This is a genomic window from Pseudomonas sp. S2_B07 (assembly GCF_054668435.1).
On the sequence record NZ_CP162769.1, the window covers coordinates 3,248,812 to 3,265,388 of the forward strand.

Annotated in this window: 13 protein-coding genes and 1 pseudogene; 5 read left to right on the plus strand and 9 right to left on the minus strand. The window is 60.5% G+C overall.

The features are described from left to right. Window positions 1–303: 303 nt before the first annotated feature. Together AB4N43_RS14875 and hutC are read right to left on the minus strand one after the other, a co-directional pair. Entirely contained in the window at window positions 304–870 is a 567-nt protein-coding gene (locus AB4N43_RS14875) for a HutD/Ves family protein (protein WP_027922143.1), read from the minus strand. Continuing rightward, on the minus strand, window positions 867–1,577 hold the full coding sequence (gene hutC / locus AB4N43_RS14880) for a histidine utilization repressor (protein WP_172825957.1): 711 nt from the start codon (window positions 1,575–1,577) through the stop codon (window positions 867–869). The genes AB4N43_RS14875 and hutC overlap by 4 nt, the downstream gene beginning before the upstream one ends. A 146-nt stretch (window positions 1,578–1,723) precedes the next feature. Here hutC and AB4N43_RS14885 point away from each other — a divergent pair, with 146 nt between their 5' ends. After that, on the plus strand, window positions 1,724–3,088 hold the full coding sequence (locus tag AB4N43_RS14885) for a formimidoylglutamate deiminase (RefSeq protein WP_460154184.1): 1,365 nt from the start codon (window positions 1,724–1,726) through the stop codon (window positions 3,086–3,088). Between the two features lie 120 nt (window positions 3,089–3,208). On the opposite strand, the gene AB4N43_RS14890 is transcribed toward AB4N43_RS14885, so the two are convergent. Together AB4N43_RS14890 and AB4N43_RS14895 are read right to left on the minus strand one after the other, a co-directional pair. Beyond that, a complete protein-coding gene (locus AB4N43_RS14890; protein ID WP_027922146.1) occupies window positions 3,209–3,778 on the minus strand; it encodes a lipocalin family protein in 570 nt (189 codons plus the stop codon). Between the two features lie 31 nt (window positions 3,779–3,809). Next, on the minus strand, window positions 3,810–4,064 hold the full coding sequence (locus AB4N43_RS14895; RefSeq protein ID WP_027922147.1) for a hypothetical protein: 255 nt from the start codon (window positions 4,062–4,064) through the stop codon (window positions 3,810–3,812). 25 nt (window positions 4,065–4,089) lie between these two features. On the opposite strand from AB4N43_RS14895, the gene AB4N43_RS14900 reads away from it, so the two are divergent. The 3 genes and pseudogenes from AB4N43_RS14900 (at window position 4,090) to AB4N43_RS14910 (ending at window position 6,239) form a co-directional block, all read left to right on the plus strand. After that, the gene (locus tag AB4N43_RS14900; protein WP_155953701.1) at window positions 4,090–4,248 is read left to right on the plus strand and encodes a hypothetical protein; all 159 of its coding nucleotides are present in this window, start codon (window positions 4,090–4,092) and stop codon (window positions 4,246–4,248) included. A gap of 233 nt (window positions 4,249–4,481) precedes the next feature. After that, window positions 4,482–5,333: pseudogene (locus AB4N43_RS14905) on the plus strand (cache domain-containing protein); the annotation flags it as partial. Between the two features lie 141 nt (window positions 5,334–5,474). After that, window positions 5,475–6,239 (plus strand): methyl-accepting chemotaxis protein, encoded by a 765-nt coding sequence (locus tag AB4N43_RS14910; RefSeq protein ID WP_370694726.1) that lies wholly within the window; start codon window positions 5,475–5,477, stop codon window positions 6,237–6,239. Between the two features lie 115 nt (window positions 6,240–6,354). On the opposite strand, the gene AB4N43_RS14915 is transcribed toward AB4N43_RS14910, so the two are convergent. The 5 genes from AB4N43_RS14915 to AB4N43_RS14935 form a co-directional block, all read right to left on the minus strand. After that, window positions 6,355–6,957: a DUF924 family protein gene (locus AB4N43_RS14915; RefSeq protein WP_027922150.1), complete on the minus strand. Its 603-nt coding sequence runs from the start codon at window positions 6,955–6,957 to the stop codon at window positions 6,355–6,357. Window positions 6,958–6,960: 3 nt separating this feature from the next. Beyond that, entirely contained in the window at window positions 6,961–7,971 is a 1,011-nt protein-coding gene (locus AB4N43_RS14920; protein WP_059181786.1) for a class 1 fructose-bisphosphatase, read from the minus strand. A gap of 248 nt (window positions 7,972–8,219) precedes the next feature. Beyond that, window positions 8,220–9,593 carry a DUF3999 domain-containing protein gene (locus tag AB4N43_RS14925; protein WP_027922152.1) on the minus strand — a complete coding sequence of 458 codons (1,374 nt, stop codon included), beginning with the start codon at window positions 9,591–9,593 and terminating at the stop codon, window positions 8,220–8,222. After that, complete coding sequence (locus tag AB4N43_RS14930) at window positions 9,590–13,168, minus strand: DUF2339 domain-containing protein (protein ID WP_460151593.1); 3,579 nt, start codon at window positions 13,166–13,168, stop codon at window positions 9,590–9,592. Before AB4N43_RS14930 ends, AB4N43_RS14925 begins: the two co-directional genes overlap by 4 nt. A gap of 221 nt (window positions 13,169–13,389) precedes the next feature. After that, entirely contained in the window at window positions 13,390–15,840 is a 2,451-nt protein-coding gene (locus AB4N43_RS14935) for a glycogen/starch/alpha-glucan phosphorylase (RefSeq protein WP_027922154.1), read from the minus strand. A 260-nt stretch (window positions 15,841–16,100) separates the two neighbouring features. Here AB4N43_RS14935 and AB4N43_RS14940 point away from each other — a divergent pair, with 260 nt between their 5' ends. Further along, window positions 16,101–16,541 (plus strand): YkgJ family cysteine cluster protein, encoded by a 441-nt coding sequence (locus tag AB4N43_RS14940; protein WP_027922155.1) that lies wholly within the window; start codon window positions 16,101–16,103, stop codon window positions 16,539–16,541. Window positions 16,542–16,577: the final 36 nt, after the last annotated feature.

The following is a 16,577-nucleotide window of genomic DNA, read 5'->3' on the forward strand; positions in this document are numbered from 1 at the left end:
ATATGCAATCAAGCGGCCAACTTGTTTGATGGGTGTTCAAGAAAGTTTTTGGATGGGCTGGAACGCTTGTAGATCAAGGGTTCTGGTAGAGATGAAATTTTTCGGGGGGATTGTTGCAGAAGGGTGACGGCTGTTACTTGAGCGAGGTTTTGCGCCACGCTGGGGCGTTCGGTAACAAGATGGTGCGCGCAGGGGAACAGTTTTTGCGAGGCAAAAAGCATCGCGGGCAAGCCCGCTCCCACAGGGAAATCATCGTACCTGTGGGAGCGGGCTTGCCCGCGATAGAGGCGACTTGATATTGAATCAGTGCGCAGTCAGTTCGATCACACAGCATGGGCCATTGCTGGAGACTTCCAACAACCCAGTGTTACCGTCCAGTTGCAGGCAATCATGGCGACCCAGTTGCGAAACGCTGTTACCGGCTTTCACCTCCAATGCGTCGGCGATGCTGAACACCAACACGGTCCCCGCCGAACTGAAAAACCGCTGCTCACCCGCCAGCCACTGCAACCGCGCGCTGTAACGTTGCGGCGCATAAATCAGGTTGAAATCGCGGATCGGCCCGCCGAGCAGTGTGCAGGACACTTCGCTCTCACCACTGAAGGCAAACGGGTGCAGCGGTAACAACGGATGCGTGTCCTGGCCATCCACCCGCAAGGTCATGCCGTCACCTTGCAGCACAGTGATGACCCGCTCGTAACCGGTGAATGTCGAGAAACCACCCGACTCGCCGATGTCGGCAATCGACAGGCGCCAGCCGAAACCCTCAAGGCCAACGCCCGCATCGCGGGTGATTTCTTCAGTGCTGCCGCCGCCGTTTTTCCACGGCATGCGCGGGTAATCTTTGGCGCGTAAAACCATTGTTCTCATTTATGAAACCGACCTTCCAGACGATGACGGGAACCGGGGTGGATCAAACGGGCGGCGGTCACGGGCTGACGGCCGGACCAGGTGCGGCGACGAATCAGCAGGCACGGCTCGCCCTTTTCAATCTGCAGCAATTTGCACTCCGACGCCTCGGCCAGAATCGCCTCGACCACGTGCTCACCTTCGGTCAGCGGCGCGACCTGGTTCAAGTAGGCATAAGGCGTTTGGAGGGTGAAATCCTGCTTGAGGTACTCCGGGGCGACCAGCGCGTTGACGAAACGGTCTTCGATTTGCACCGGGATATCGTTTTCGAAATGCACGATCAGCGAATGGAAAACCTTCTGCCCTTCGCGCATATCCAGCGCCAAAGCGCGCTCGGAGCCGGCGGCCTCTTCTTCAAGGGTGATCACCTTGCAGGTATGGCGATGGCCACGGGAGGCGATCTCGTCGGCGATGTTGTGCACTTCAAACAGCGCGGACTGGCTTTTCGGCTCGGCGACGAACGTACCCACGCCTTGCATGCGCACCAACAGACCGTCGGCGGTCATCTCGCGCAGGGCACGGTTGATGGTCATGCGGCTGAAGCCGAGCTGGCTGACCAGCTCGCTTTCCGACGGAACGCGGTAGTGCGGCGGCCAGTTTCCACTGTCGATTTGCTGGGTAATCATCTGTTTGACGCGGGCGTACAAGGGCGCCGGACTGTCGCCCATGTTCGCGGCCAACGGTGACACTGGGGGCGGAGTCGGCACGGTTAATCCTTGTTCGTTTGAGAAGAGTTGCTAGCTTGCCGGAGTTTACCGAGCAGGCAAACGTCTGTATATGTATATACAAATAACACACGATGGGGTGCTGAACCATGTCCGCCTTCTTTGCCGAACGCGCGCTGCTGCCTAGTGGATGGGCCAACAATGTACGTTTTGAGGTCAACGCCGCGGGCGTATTGACCCATATCCAGGCCGATTCCCATGCAGATGGCGCCGAACGGCTAAGCGGTCCGCTGCTGCCGGGGATGCCGAATCTGCACTCCCATGCCTTCCAGCGAGCGATGGCCGGTTTGGCGGAAGTGGCGGGTAATCCGAACGACAGTTTCTGGACCTGGCGCGATTTGATGTATCGCCTCGTCGGAAAAATCAGCCCGGATCAACTCGGCGTCATCGCCCGTCAGCTCTACATCGAAATGCTCAAGGCTGGTTACACCTCGGTCGCGGAATTTCATTACGTGCACCACGACACCAATGGCCAGCCTTACGCCGACCCGGCCGAACTGGCGCTGCGTATCAGCCAGGCGGCGAGTTCCGCCGGTATCGGCCTGACCCTGCTGCCGGTGCTCTACAGCCATTCCGGTTTCGGTGGCCAGACGCCCAACGAAGGCCAGCGCCGCTTTATCAACAGCACCGAGAACTACCTGAAACTTCAGTCGCGTTTGCAGCCGATCCTGGCGCAGCAACCGGCGCAGTCGCTGGGCTTGTGCTTCCATTCGCTACGCGCAGTAACCCCGCAGCAGATCAGCGAAGTGCTGGCCGCCAGCGACAAACAATGCCCGGTGCACATTCACATTGCCGAACAACAGAAGGAAGTCGACGACTGTTTGACCTGGAGCGGTCGTCGTCCGCTGCAATGGCTGTACGAAAACAATGAGGTCGATCAGCGCTGGTGCCTGGTTCACGCCACCCACGCCAACGCGGAAGAAGTCACGCTGATGGCCAAGAGTCGCGCCATTGCCGGTTTGTGCCTGACCACCGAAGCCAACCTTGGCGACGGAATTTTCCCGGCGGTGGATTTCCTCGCTCAGGGCGGACGCATGGGTATTGGTTCCGACAGTCATGTGTCGTTGAGCGTGGTGGAAGAATTGCGCTGGCTGGAATACGGCCAGCGTCTGCGCGATCAGCGGCGTAATCGTTTGTATGGCGCGGAGCAGCCGATGGTGGGTCGCACACTGTACGACGCGGCATTGGATGGCGGCGCTCAGGCGTTGGGTCAGCCGATTGGCGCATTGGAAGTCGGTAAGCGTGCGGATTGGCTGGTACTGGACGGCAACGATCCGTACCTGGCGACGGCCAGTGGCGACGGGATTTTGAATCGCTGGTTGTTTGCCGGTGGTGATCGTCAGGTGCGTGATGTGCTGGTCAATGGCCAGTGGGTCGTGCGTGACGGGCGTCATGCGGGAGAAGAAGAAAGCAATCGCGCCTTCACCCAGGTCCTGCGCGATCTTCTGGGCTAACCCCAAACAAAATGTGGGAGCGAGCCTGCTCGCGAAGGGGCCATCAGATTCAACAGAGATGTTGACTGACAGTCCGCCTTCGCGAGCAGGCTCGCTCCCACATTGGGTTTCTGCAAACAGTTAGTTCGAGGTCTTGGCCATCTGCGTATCCGTCGCACGCCAGATCAGCCGCGTGGTGTCGTAACCTTGCTGACGCGCCTTGCTCAGCAATTCCTCTCGAACCACGCCATTGACCGTCGGGGTCCGCGACAGCAGCCACAGGTACTTGCGACTCGGGTCGCCCACAATGGCTGTCTTGTAGTCATCGCTGACGTACAACACCCAGTATTCGCCCTTCGCCGTACCGGGCAGCAGACGAGAAAACCAGGTATCGAACTCGACCCACAGTTTGTCGAATTTACCCGACACCTGTGGATAAGCCGTGCCCTTGACCTCTTCCCACTGCCACTGCGGTGTCAGGCAGCGGTTCAACACCGCCATGTTGCCGTCAGGCTTGAGGCTGTAATGGGCTTCGGACTGCGCGCAGTCGCGCTGGAAATACATCGGCAGGCGAGCCAACTCGTACCAGGTTCCCTGGTAACGCTTGAGGTTGACGCTGTTGACCGTTTTTGGCGCCAACGAATCATGGCCAGAAGTGGCGCAGCCAGCCAATACCAGGCCGGCAAAAAGTACGAACAGGAACCGCTTCATTGTTTTTCTCCCGTGGGCGCAACGCCCCGGTTTACTTCAGGCCTTGGCCGGAAAACATCAATACTTTGTCACCGGCGTACTGCACGCTGATAAAGCTGTTTTTGTCGCCCCAGGTGCAACTGGACATACCGAGCGCGCCCGAGCAATCAGCAGGTTGACCCAACAACGTTTCGACCTCGGCCTTAGGCATGCCGGTCGACAGTTTCGAGTAGTTTTCCTGATTGACCTTGCTGCATGCGGCCAACAACACGCAGAACGAGAGCAAGGCGATAGATCGCAGCGACATGGTGAAACTCCTGGAGCGAAGGGGAATGGCATGGCTGCCAAGCAGAAGCTTAGAAGAGAAAACCCTCTTCTGGTTCCCCGACCGTCACGCTATTTATCAGGCCACTCGTCTGCCTTTTTTCGAAAAATCAGCCACTTTCTTACGCAAATGGGTATTTCGTCAGTTTTTGCAAAAAGACGCCTAATCTTTGGCGCTGGCCAGTCGACACAGAGGGATCCCACAGCCCTGACTGTGGCAAATTGACGCCCCCAGTTGATCAGCCCCTCCGCGGTAGCTCATTTAATGACCAGAAACATGAAGTTCAGCCACAAGATCTTGTTGGCTGCCGCCCTCGTGGTGGCCGTTGCATTCGCTTGTTTCATCCTGTTCAACGACTACCGCCAGCGCCAGACCCTGCGCAGCAGTACCGAATCCTCGATGCAGGAACTCGGCAGCCTGACCACCAGCAACATCCAGACCTGGCTGGAAAGCCGCATTCAGTTGCTGCAATCGTTGTCCCAGCAGATCGCCATGGATGGCAGCGCACCCGCCAGCCTGAAACGCGCCATCGACCTGCCGGCTTACACCAGCAACTTCCAGCTGAGCTATTTCGGCGGCACTGACGGGGTGATGTTCTCGGTCCCGGCCGGCAATCGCGCCGCCGACTACGACCCTCGCGCTCGCGGCTGGTACAAGGCGGCCAACAGCGCGCAACAGACCATCGTCACCGAACCGTACATCGCTGCGTCCTCGGGCAAATTGGTAATCACCGTCGCCACGCCCGTGAAGAATCAGGGCCAGATGATCGGTGTCGCCGGTGCGGACATCGACCTGTCCAGCGTCAGCGCAATCATCAACTCGCTGAATTTCGGCGGCCACGGCCATGCATTCATCGTCAGCGCCGACGGCAAGATCCTGATCCACCCGGACAGCAAACTGGTGCTCAAAGGACTGGCCGATGCCTACCCGAACGGCGCGCCGAAAGTCAGCCCGGGCATGAAAGAAGTCGAGTTCGACGGCAAGACCCAGTTCATCTCCTTCACCCACGTCAACGGCGTGCCGTCGGCGGACTGGTATGTGGCGCTGGTGCTGGATCAGGACACCGCGTTCTCGATGCTCAGCGAATTCCGCACCTCGGCGATCATCGCCATGGTCATCGCCGTGGTGATCATCATCGCGTTGCTGGGCATGTTGATCAGCTTCCTGATGCAGCCGCTGCTGACCATGGGCCGCGCGATGCATGACATCGCCGAAGGCGAAGGTGACCTGACCAAACGCCTGACCATCCACGGCCAGGACGAATTCGGCGCACTGGGCACCTCGTTCAACCGTTTTGTAGAACGTATTCACACCTCGATTCGCGAAGTGTCCTCGGCCACCGGCCAGGTCAACGAAGTCGCCCTGCGTGTGGTGGCCGCGTCCAACTCGTCGATGTTCAACTCCGACCAGCAAGCCTCGCGCACCAGCAGCGTGGCCGCCGCGATCAACGAACTGGGGGCCGCCGCCCAGGAAATCGCCCAGAACGCCGCCCTCGCCTCGCAGCATTCGAGCGACGCCCGCGCCCTCGCCGAAGACGGTCAGCAAGTGGTGGATAAAACCATCGCTGCGATGCAGCAGCTGTCGGCGAAGATCAGCGATTCGTGCGGCAACATCGAAACACTCAACAGCAACACCGTGAACATCGGGCAGATTCTGGAAGTGATCACCAGCATCTCCCAGCAGACCAACTTGCTGGCCCTGAACGCGGCCATCGAAGCAGCCCGTGCCGGTGAAGCCGGTCGTGGCTTTGCCGTGGTGGCGGACGAGGTGCGCAACCTTGCCCACCGCACTCAGGATTCGGCGCAGCAAGTGCAGAAGATGATCGAGGAGCTGCAAGTCGGCGCCCGTGAAGCGGTCAGCACCATGACCGACAGCCAGCGCCAGAGCGAAAGCAGCGTCGGCATCGCCAACCAGGCCGGTGAACGCCTGGGCAGCGTGACGCAGCGCATTGGTGAAATCGACGGGATGAACCAGTCAGTGGCGACAGCGACGGAAGAACAGACCGCGGTGGTGGAGTCGATCAACGTCGACATTACCGAGATCAACACCTTGAACCAGGAAGGGGTGGAGAACTTGCAGTCGACCTTGCGTGCGTGTGCGGATCTTGAGCAGCAGGCGGCGCGATTGAAGCAGTTGGTGGGTAGCTTCAGAATCTAAGGCGCTCTTACTGGCCTCTTCGCGGGCAAGCCCGCTCCCACAGGGATCTTCGGTGGACAGAGATCATTGTGGGAGCGGGCTTGCCCGCGATGGCGGCATTAGCAAAAAAGAAGCATCAGAACCGAGATCCAGGCCCCGAAAGAAACTCTATTTCCTCAGCCGTAGACGCCCGCCCCAACACCGCATTGCGATGCGGAAACCGTCCAAACCGCGCAATCACGTCCCGATGCCGCTCGGCATAATCCAGGTTATCGGCAAACACCGCCCGATCAGCCTCCGGCTGCTGCGCCACCAATTCGATGAACCGCGAAACAGCTTCGTTCTGCACCGCCAGATGCTCGCAATGCTCCAGCACCAGGTAAATAAACACCCGCTGAATCGGCTGCAGCTGCCGATCAAAATCCGCAGCAATGCCTTGCGCCACCAGAGCCTGAGCCCTGAGATCGCCGGAAAAGGATTTGGGAGTGTCGCGGTAGATCATTCGCGGGAGTTGATCGAGCAGCAGCACCAGAGCCAGCCAACCTTCGGGGCGTTGCGCCCAGTCAGTCAATCCGCCGACCAGTGCCTGCTCGACCCAGTCCCCGAAACGCGTTTGCGCTTCGAGGTCCTGGCTGTTGCGCTTGCCGAACCATAACTTGCCCTTGGCGGCCGCTGTTTCGTTCGCTGATCCGGAAGAACCGAACCACCAATCGAGCAACGGCTGCCAGGGCGCGGTCATGGTTTAGGCCTTGTGGTAAGCCGTGACGCGTTCGACTTCTTCTTTCGAACCGAGGAACACCGCGACACGCTGGTGCAGGCCGTCCGGCTTGATGTCGAGAATGCGCTGATGGCCATCGGTGGAAGCGCCGCCGGCCTGTTCAACCAGGAACGACATCGGGTTGGCTTCGTACATCAGACGCAGCTTGCCCGGCTTGGACGGCTCGCGGCTGTCGCGCGGGTACATGAACAGACCGCCACGGGTCAGGATGCGGTGCACGTCCGCGACCATCGCGGCGACCCAACGCATGTTGTAGTTCTTTTTCAGCGGGCCTTCTTCGCCAGCCAGCAATTCGCCGACGTAACGTTGTACCGGGGCTTCCCAGTGACGCTGGTTGGAGGCGTTGATCGCGAATTCCTGAGTGGAAGTCGGGATCTTGATGTCTTCGTGGGTCAGCACGAAGCTGCCCATTTCACGGTCCAGGGTGAAGCCTTTAACGCCATCACCCAGGGTCAGGATCAACATGGTCTGTGGACCGTAGATCGCGTAACCGGCAGCCACTTGCTCGGTGCCTGGCTGCAGGAAGGCCTTCTCGTTCAAAGGCTCGTTCTGGCTCAGGTATTCGTTCGGGCAACGCAGCACCGAGAAGATCGTACCGACCGGTGCGTTAATGTCGATGTTCGACGAACCGTCCAGCGGGTCGAATACCAGCAGGTACGCGCCTTTCGGGTATTTGCCCGGGATCTGGTAGGCATTGTCCATTTCTTCGGACGCCATGCCGGCCAGGTGACCGCCCCATTCGTTGGCTTCGAGCAGGATCTCGTTGGAGATCACGTCGAGTTTTTTCTGCACTTCACCTTGGACGTTTTCAGTGCCCATGCTGCCCAGAACACCACCCAATGCGCCTTTGGACACGGCGTGGTTGATCTCTTTGCAAGCACGCGCCACCACTTCGATCAGGAAACGCAGATCGGCAGGGGTGTTGTTGCTACGGGTCTGCTCAATCAAATAGCGACTCAGGGTAACGCGGGACATGGAAGGCTCCGGTGGAATGGGGGGCTAAAAACCCGCGCAGTTTAACGCGAGTCGAGGCGCATTTCCTCCTATCAGACGTGATACGCCCAAGAGAGTTCATGCACCGGGATGAGCGTAGTTCGAAACGGGCATTTTTACCGGCCGATAAACCGCTATCGCGAGCAGGCTCACGCCCACTTGGATCCCATGAACACGGGAGATCCACTGCGGGAGCGCGCCTGCTCGCGATGGGGGCGCAACACCCACTTTCAGGGTTTGACAGGGGGCTTGCGCAGCAAGCTGAACGCCATCGCTGCCAGGAACAGCACACTCAGCAACAACACCGCCCACAACCCGATTTTTTTCCAGCTCGTGCCCGCCGTTGCCGTCGTGATCACCGTCGATGTCGGCGTCACCACCGCCCCGCCGTCCACCGTTGCCTTGCCCAATGTCGCCAGTTTCTGCGCGCTGTAATCCGGAATCAGCGTCGACAACGGCAAGCTCGCCGCTTTCACCGTCGCACTCCCCAGCGCCAGCATGTAAGGCCCGGGGCCGCGTGCCAGGAACACCAGTTGCGTCGAGCGCACAGCGAACTTCAGCGTCGGCGCTTCGGCACCCAGGCCGCCGCCACGCTCGTCCACCACCAGTTTCAACTGCTGCACGGTTTGCCCCGACAACTGCAATTCGTTTTGCACCACGTCCTGGCCACTCTGGGTCAGGCGATACAGCAAACCGCTGCCCAGCGGCTGCCACGGCAAACTGCTCTCGCGGCGACCCGACAACGTCACCGGCGCCAGACTGTTGGGCTGACTCAGATCGACCTGCACCCGTTCGACATTCAGCCCCATCGGCAACTGCCAAGTGTATTCACCGACCTTCGCGCTGCTGCCGGCCAACGCTTGAGACCAGACCAACGGCAGCGGCAGGCTGCGGGTGCTGGCGCTTTCCAGCTGCGCCGAGGTCAGCGCTGGCGCCGATTGCGGCGAATTCCACAGCAAGCGCAGATAGCGCGCCGATTGCCCCGGCAACCCGACTTCATGCTGCTCGACCTGTTCGTCGGCAAACGTCAGCCGTGCGACCTGCCCTTCGCCCCACGATTGCCAATGCTGCAAGTCGTCGCTGGCTTCTATGCTGAATCGCTGGAAGCCGTCACGCTCGCTGGTCCAGTCGAGGACCAATTGCTGCAACGGCGCCTTGATGCCACTGGCATCGAGCAACCAGCCGCGCAGGACTTCTTCGCCCGCCTCCAACTGACTGGACGGCTGCACTTCGACCAGGGTGCCGTTGGCACTCGATTGCACCCGCACGCTGGGCGCGCGCTCGGTGGAATCCGCCGAGTTGTACAGCGGGAACCACTTCACGTCGGTCAGCGTGCGATCTTTGCGGGTCTGGGCCGATTCCCGCGCCAGGGCATACGCCTGAACCTGACCGGCGGCGTTGAACACACGCACATCACTCAGGTCGGTTTGCCGCGCATTCAACTGCACGCTCAACGGCAATTCGAGGCGATACCACGGGCCTTCGCCGCTCACGGACAACGGCACTTGAGTGGTGAAATCCGCCGGTTGCTCCTGGGCGCTGACTGACAACGTCACACCCAGCGCAACGGCACCCAACCATCCCAGGTTCAGCTTCTGACTCAAGACGACACTCCTTCGGTTTCCGGGGCCGGTTTTTCAGATTCCGGCACAGCCTCGGCACGCTTGGGCGGCAGCGGCGCGAAATAGCCCACCACCAGTAGCAGCACACCCACGCCGATAAACGACACGATCCGCGCGAGCCCGCCGCGGTTACTCAATTCCACAAAGAACAGCTTGGCCACCACCACGCCAATCAACGCCGCACCGATCAGCCAGACCTCGCGACGATGGCGTAAATGGCCACCGATCATCAGGCTCAGCGCCATCAGGGTCCAGACGATGGACAGGCCGGCCTGCACCAGCATCGATTCCAGCAAGACATCGAATTCGAACGGCACACCGCCCCATTGGTGCGCGGTGCGCATCACCAAGGCAGTGAAGAACACGAACAGCGAAACCCCGGCGATCAATTGCGTGGCGTGTTCGGCGTAATCCTTGCGGATCGCCAGCTGCGTCACCGCGCTGCGCGACCAGACGTAGACGCCGAACAGCGCACATAGCAGGCCCAATTCCAGCGGGTTGATCAGCGGCACATAAGGCAGCGGTTCGGCGGTGCCGTCGCTGACCACGTTCGCCAGCCAGAACCAGCCGAGCATCAGCAGCGCCAACGGTGCCGCCGCATACAGTCGGTACTCGCGGGGATACGCCGACACCGGCCACGGCCAAGTGCGCGGCGCCGCCATCAGCACCAGGTACAGACTCGGCAGAATCGCCCAGCCCAACCAGCGCCAGGCGTTGTACTGCTCGGACAACAACAGCAAGCCGTAACGCAGTTCCAGCGCCAGCACACCGATCAACAACCAGCAGCCAAGCACATGCGCGGTGCTGAGCGCGCGCACCCGCAACATCGGCGCCAGTCGTTTCAGCGAAACGAAATGCACGACAAACACCGCCGCCCAGGCCAACCAGCCAAAACTCGCCGCCGGGTGATAACGCGAATGCCACGCCGCGAGCAACACCACGCCGGCCGCGGGTATCAGCAAGGTGCAGAGCAAACCCAGCGAAGACCATTTCAAGCGCAGTGCCAACAGTGTCCACAGCGCCACACTAATGGCCGCCACCGCCAGCAGCAGCGGCGCTTGCAGATTCACCGGCGCAAAGCGCAGCACTTCACTGACCCACGCCAGCGCCCACCAACCTGCACCCCACACCAGCAGCACTTCGGACAAACGCTGCAAGCTCAACACATCGAACGCCGAAGCATGGTTGCCCAGCTGCAATCGCCAGGCCCCGACCAGCGCCGCCAAGCCCAGTACCAACGGCGTCCAGAAACCGCTGTGCGCCAGTGGCTTCAGTCCTTCGCTGGCCAACGGTCCGAGCAGGTCCGGCCCGGCAAACAGGAACGCCGCGCCGCCAATCACCTGCAACAGCAAACCGAAGACAAAACTCACGCGCTGCTTGAGATACAGGCTCAACCAGATGATGAACAAACCACTGGCCGCCCACACCGCACTCGCGGTCTGCCATGGCAGCACGAACAGCACCGCCAGATTGATCAGCACCAGGCCGGCCAGCAACACCACCGACAAACCGCGCAGCAGTCGCACGTCGCTGCGCACCATGTCATCACGGGCCGCCAGCAGCATGCCGGCGATCAACGCCAGGCCGATCAGCGAGGCACTGAGCAAACCGCTCCAGCCGGCACTGAACACCGCCGCCGATTCACCGCCAGCCCCTTGCAGACGCAGCAGGAACAACGCGCCACCGAGCAATTGCACAGCAAACGCGGTGAACAGGAACGTGCGCGATTGCAGGCGCAGACCGACAAACAACGTCGCCAGCCCGGCCAGCGCCCAACTGATCGCCGTACCGTGGGTGAAGAAAAACAACGGCGCCAATAGGTAAAGGAACATCAGGCCGAGGCAAGCCAGTACCGGCAGCCCTTTGCGTTCCCATTGCGCCGTGTGCTCCGGCGAGGCTTGGCGCAATTGGTAGAAGCTGAACAACAACGCCACGCCGAGCATCAACGCACCCAACGGTGCGCCGTCGAGCAGGCTGCTTTCGCCGATCCGCAGCTCGCTGAGAAACGCCAGCGCCGAACCCAGTTGCAGCAACAAGGCAAAGGCCCTGGCCAACGGGCGTTGCTGACGCAAGCCGAGCCAGAAAATCCCGGCACCTTCGACGGCCCAGGCCGCCGACGTCCAGCGCGCATCCAGCCCCAATGGAATCGCCAGACTGGCGAAAATCACACCCAGTGCCAGACAGGTTTCTGCCACCAACAACGCGCGGCCGCCCATCAGCAATCGGGCCAGCCCCATGTAAATCATGCCCAGCGCCAATGCGCTGAACGCGGCGGCAAACTCAAGGTGCTGGACCAGCGCGAACTGCAAGCCGAAGCCCACCAACGGCGGGCCAAACAGCATCGTGCCGTCGACGTAATCACCTTTACGCGCCGACCAGCGCAGCAACGCCTCGCGACTGTCGTCCTCGGGCGCATCGCTCATTTCCAGTAACTTGCGCCGGGCGAACAGCAGGCCGATGGCCAGGTACATCAGGAAAAACAGGATCAGGAACGGCTCGGTGCTCCACAGCAACTCTGGCGTGTAGGAACGCAGGCCCCAGGCGAAACCGATACCGAAGGTGCCGACGAAGCCAATCAAGTTGAGCAATCGCCAGGCCTTGAACCAGGCGATGGCGAGGATGCCGGCGTTGAGCAACGCAAAGTAGCTGAACAGCGCGACGTGATTGCCGGCGCCAGTGGACGTGAGAATCGGCGCGGCAAAACCGCCCAGCGCGGCGACGCAGGCCAACGCCAGGGAGTCCTGGGTGATCGCCAGAATGGCCGAGAACACCGTCACCGCTACCAGCAAGCCAAGCGCTGCGGTGGGATCAAGCAACGGATGCAAACGCATGGCGGCGAACACCGTCAGGTACAGCACGGCAATGCCGGTGCCTTGCAGCATCAATGCGTAATGGGTGTTGCGATGACGCAGCCACCAGCCCAGACCGAGCAGGCCCAATGCTGCCGCCGCAACCCCGGCGTAACGCAGTTCAATCGGCACCACCATGCCTTCGGTTGCGTAGCGCAGCAGAAAGGCCAGACCGAGGAACAACAGCACCACACCGACCCGCAGCACAGTGTTGCCACCGAACAGCCAGGCGCGGGCGCCACTGATGGCGCGATCGATAAAGTTAGGGCCGCGCGGGATGGCAGGTTCGCGGGCAACCGGCTCGGGTTTCCAGACATCGGCCGGCAGTGGCTGACTGGACTCAGTCGCCGCAGTGGTGATCGGTTCGAGTTCGGCAGGGAGATCCCAGATCAGTTCCGGGGTGTCGGCAGGGATTTCGTCGAGCGTAAATTCAGGAGGCGCAACAGACTCGCTGGCGATCGGTTCGCCGGTTTCAGACGCCTTGACGCCGGACACTTCGAGCAACGTCAGTCGTTGCTGCACGGCATTCAGCGCAACTTGCGTCTGCTCCAGCAAAAGGTGCTGCTTGGCCGCTTTTGAACCTAAACGGGCGATGTGAATGGCTTGGCCAATACCCAAGCCGAGCAACGCGCCCAACAGCGCATCACTGAACGACTCATCGAGTATCCAGCCGAGCACCAGCCCAATCAGCATGAAAATCCATTGCATGGTCGATATCCCTAAGCGGCTCATTGCCTTGTGGCGTCTGCACTGACGTCATCGCGGGCAAGTCACGCTCCCACAGGATTTTCATGAGCCGCAAGAACGACGATGACCTGTGGGAGCGTGACTTGCCCGCGATTGAGCGCGCAGCGCTCACTGAAACTGGTGCTTAGTATATCGGCCAGGCCCAACAACCGTCGGGCCTTGCACGCAATTATTGCGAAAAGTTACTCCAGTGCCTTCCAGATGTCCGTCGCGTACTCACGAATAGTCCGGTCCGAGGAGAACCAGCCCATCCGCGAGGTGTTCAACACCGCCGAACGCCACCATTCCTTGGAGTCGTGCCAATGGGCTTCAACGCGCATCTGCGCGTCCCAATAAGAGTCGAAGTCGGCACAGACCAGGAAGCGGTCGTAGTCCACCAGCGAATCGATCAACCCGGTATAACGGGACGGATCATCCGGCGAGAACACCCCGCCACGAATCGCTTGCAGCACGTCGCTCAGCCGATGGGACGCTGCGATATCCGGCGTCGCGTTGAACTCATGATTCTGTTTGCGTGCTTCAACCTGCTGCGCACTGAGGCCGAAGATGAACATGTGCTCGGCGCCGATGCGCTCGCACATTTCGACGTTGGCCCCGTCCAGGGTGCCAATAGTCAATGCACCGTTGAGGCCGAACTTCATGTTGCTGGTGCCGGAGGCTTCGAAGCCTGCGGTGGAAATCTGCTCCGACAAATCCGCCGCCGGAATAATGCTCTCCGCCAGGCTGACGTTGTAGTTGGGCAGGAACACCACTTTGAGCAGACCGCGCACGGTCGGGTCGTTATTCACCACCCGGGCAATGTCGTTGGTCAATTTGATGATCAGCTTGGCCTGGTGATAACTGGCGGCGGCCTTGCCGGCGAAGATCTTCACGCGCGGCACCCAGTCGACTTCCGGTTCGGCCCGAATCGCCTGATACAACGCTACGGTGTGCATCAGGTTGAGCAACTGGCGTTTGTACTCGTGGATCCGTTTGACCTGCACGTCGAACATCGCCGCCGGGTTGACCGCCACGCCCAGCCGCTCGTGAATCAGGTACGCCAGGGCTTTTTTACTGTGCAGACGCTGATCGGCGAAGGCTTTTCGGAACGCGGATTTCTCGGCGAACGGTTCCAGATCGAGCAAGCGCTCTTCGGGGTTATCGAGCAAATCAGGCCCGAGGGCATCGACCATCATCGACGTCAGTTCAGGGTTGGCCTGGTACAGCCAGCGGCGGAAGGTGATGCCGTTGGTCTTGTTGTTGATCCGGTCGGGGTAGAGTTTGTGCAGTTCGGAGAATACGGTTTTACGCATTAACTGCGTGTGCAGCCCGGAGACACCGTTGACGCTGTGCGAACCAAGGAACGCGAGGTTGCCCATGCGCACACGGCGGCCATTGTCTTCTTCGATCAGCGACACCGCGCGCAACACGTCGAAGTCGTGAATCCCTTTGGCCCGCAGCGAATCGATGTGTTGGGCGTTGATCAGGTAAATGATCTGCATGTGCCGCGGCAACATCCGCTCCATCAAGCCGACCGGCCAGGTTTCCAGCGCTTCCGGCAGCAGCGTGTGGTTGGTGTACGACAGCGTGTCCACGGTGACTTGCCATGCTGCATCCCAGGCGACGTCGTAGACATCGACCAGTTGGCGCATCAATTCGGCCACGGCAATCGAGGGGTGCGTGTCGTTGAGCTGGATCGCCGCGTGGTCGCCCAGGGTCAGGACCGAGGTGTGCATGTTGCGGTGACGGCGCAGCAAATCCTGCAATGAGGCAGCGACGAAGAAATATTCCTGGCGCAGGCGCAGTTCCTGCCCGGCTTCGGTGCTGTCCGCGGGATAAAGCACGCGGGAAATACTTTCGGCCCGGGCGACTTCGGCCACGGCACCCAAGTGGTCACCGGCGTTGAAGCGTTCCAGGTGCAAATCTTCCATCGCGCGCGCGCGCCACAGACGCAAGGTATTGACGCTCGCCCCGCGCCAGCCGACCACCGGCGTGTCGTAAGCAATCGCGCGGACGGTTTCCACCGGGGTCCAGACTTGCTTGGTCTTGCCGTTTTCATCGGTGACGGTTTCGACGCCGCCGCCGAAGCCGATCGGGTAAACGACTTCTGGGCGCTCGAATTCCCACGGGTTGCCGAAGTCCAGCCAGTGTTCGGTCTGTTCCTGCTGCCAGCCGTCGACGATGGCCTGGCGGAACAAACCGTGTTCATAACGAATGCCGTAGCCGTGGCCGGCGATGCCCAGGGTCGACATGCTTTCCATGAAGCAGGCGGCCAGACGACCGAGGCCACCGTTGCCCAGCGCCGCGTCGGGCTCCAGCAGGCGAATGCGTTCGAGGTCGACACCGAGTTCGGTCAGCGCTTCGCGGGCGACGTCGAGCAAGCCCAGGTTGCTCAGGCTGTCGTAGAGCAGCCGGCCGATAAGAAATTCGAGGGAGAGGTAATAAACCCGTTTCTGTCCTTTGCGGTAGATCTGCCGGGTGTGGTCCATCCAGTGCTCGACCATGTGATCCCGCGCCGCCAGGGCGATGGCTTCGAACCAGTCGTGGTCGAAGGCGTGATCCGGGTCTTTACCCACCGCATAGGTGAGTTTGGTCAAGACGGCGTCGCGGAATGCGGCCACCTCTGCTTCGCGAACAAGTGGTTCTTGAGTCATCGATAGGACCTCGAGCGAGCGTGGAGTTGTTGAGCCTAGACGGTCTGACAGACGGTGAGGGCTCTGGTTCGGCAGTTTTTCCTGATAGTGCGAGATAGGTCGGCATTACCTTGTCGTGTGCCTGAATCAATGCAGGGGCCGTGCCGGATTAACGGTGCTTTTTGGGTGATACAGAAAAAATCTGGCGAAAGGTTGTTCAAAAATCCACCAGTCCCGGTATGATCGCGCGCCCTGATGCACGTAGCTGGTAACAACCGATGATGAAGCCCAACCTGATCGCCGCCGCTGAGATCGATCGCCTCGATACCTGGGCCAAGTACTCTGCGCCGATGTGCGGTTCCTGCGTGTCCAGCTGCTGCACGCTGCCGGTCGAGGTCAAGATCAAGGATCTGATCCGTATCGGCATCGTCGACGAGTTCGAACGCGGCGAGCCGGCGAAGAACATCGCCAAGCGCCTGCAGAAGGAAGGAATCGTCGAACGCTACAGCCAGAAGACCGAGATCTTCACCCTCCAGCGCATGAGCAACAACGATTGCCTGTACCTGGATCGTAAGAGCCGTCTGTGCACTATTTATGAAAAGCGCCCGGATACCTGCCGCAATCACCCGAAAATCGGGCCACGGCCGGGGTATTGCGCTTACAAGCCAAAGGAAGTGGCGCGCGAGACCAGCAGTAGCCGTCGTACCCTCGAAAAATTCTGATCCTCAGCCTGTGAACTGTGGCGAGGGAGCTTGCTC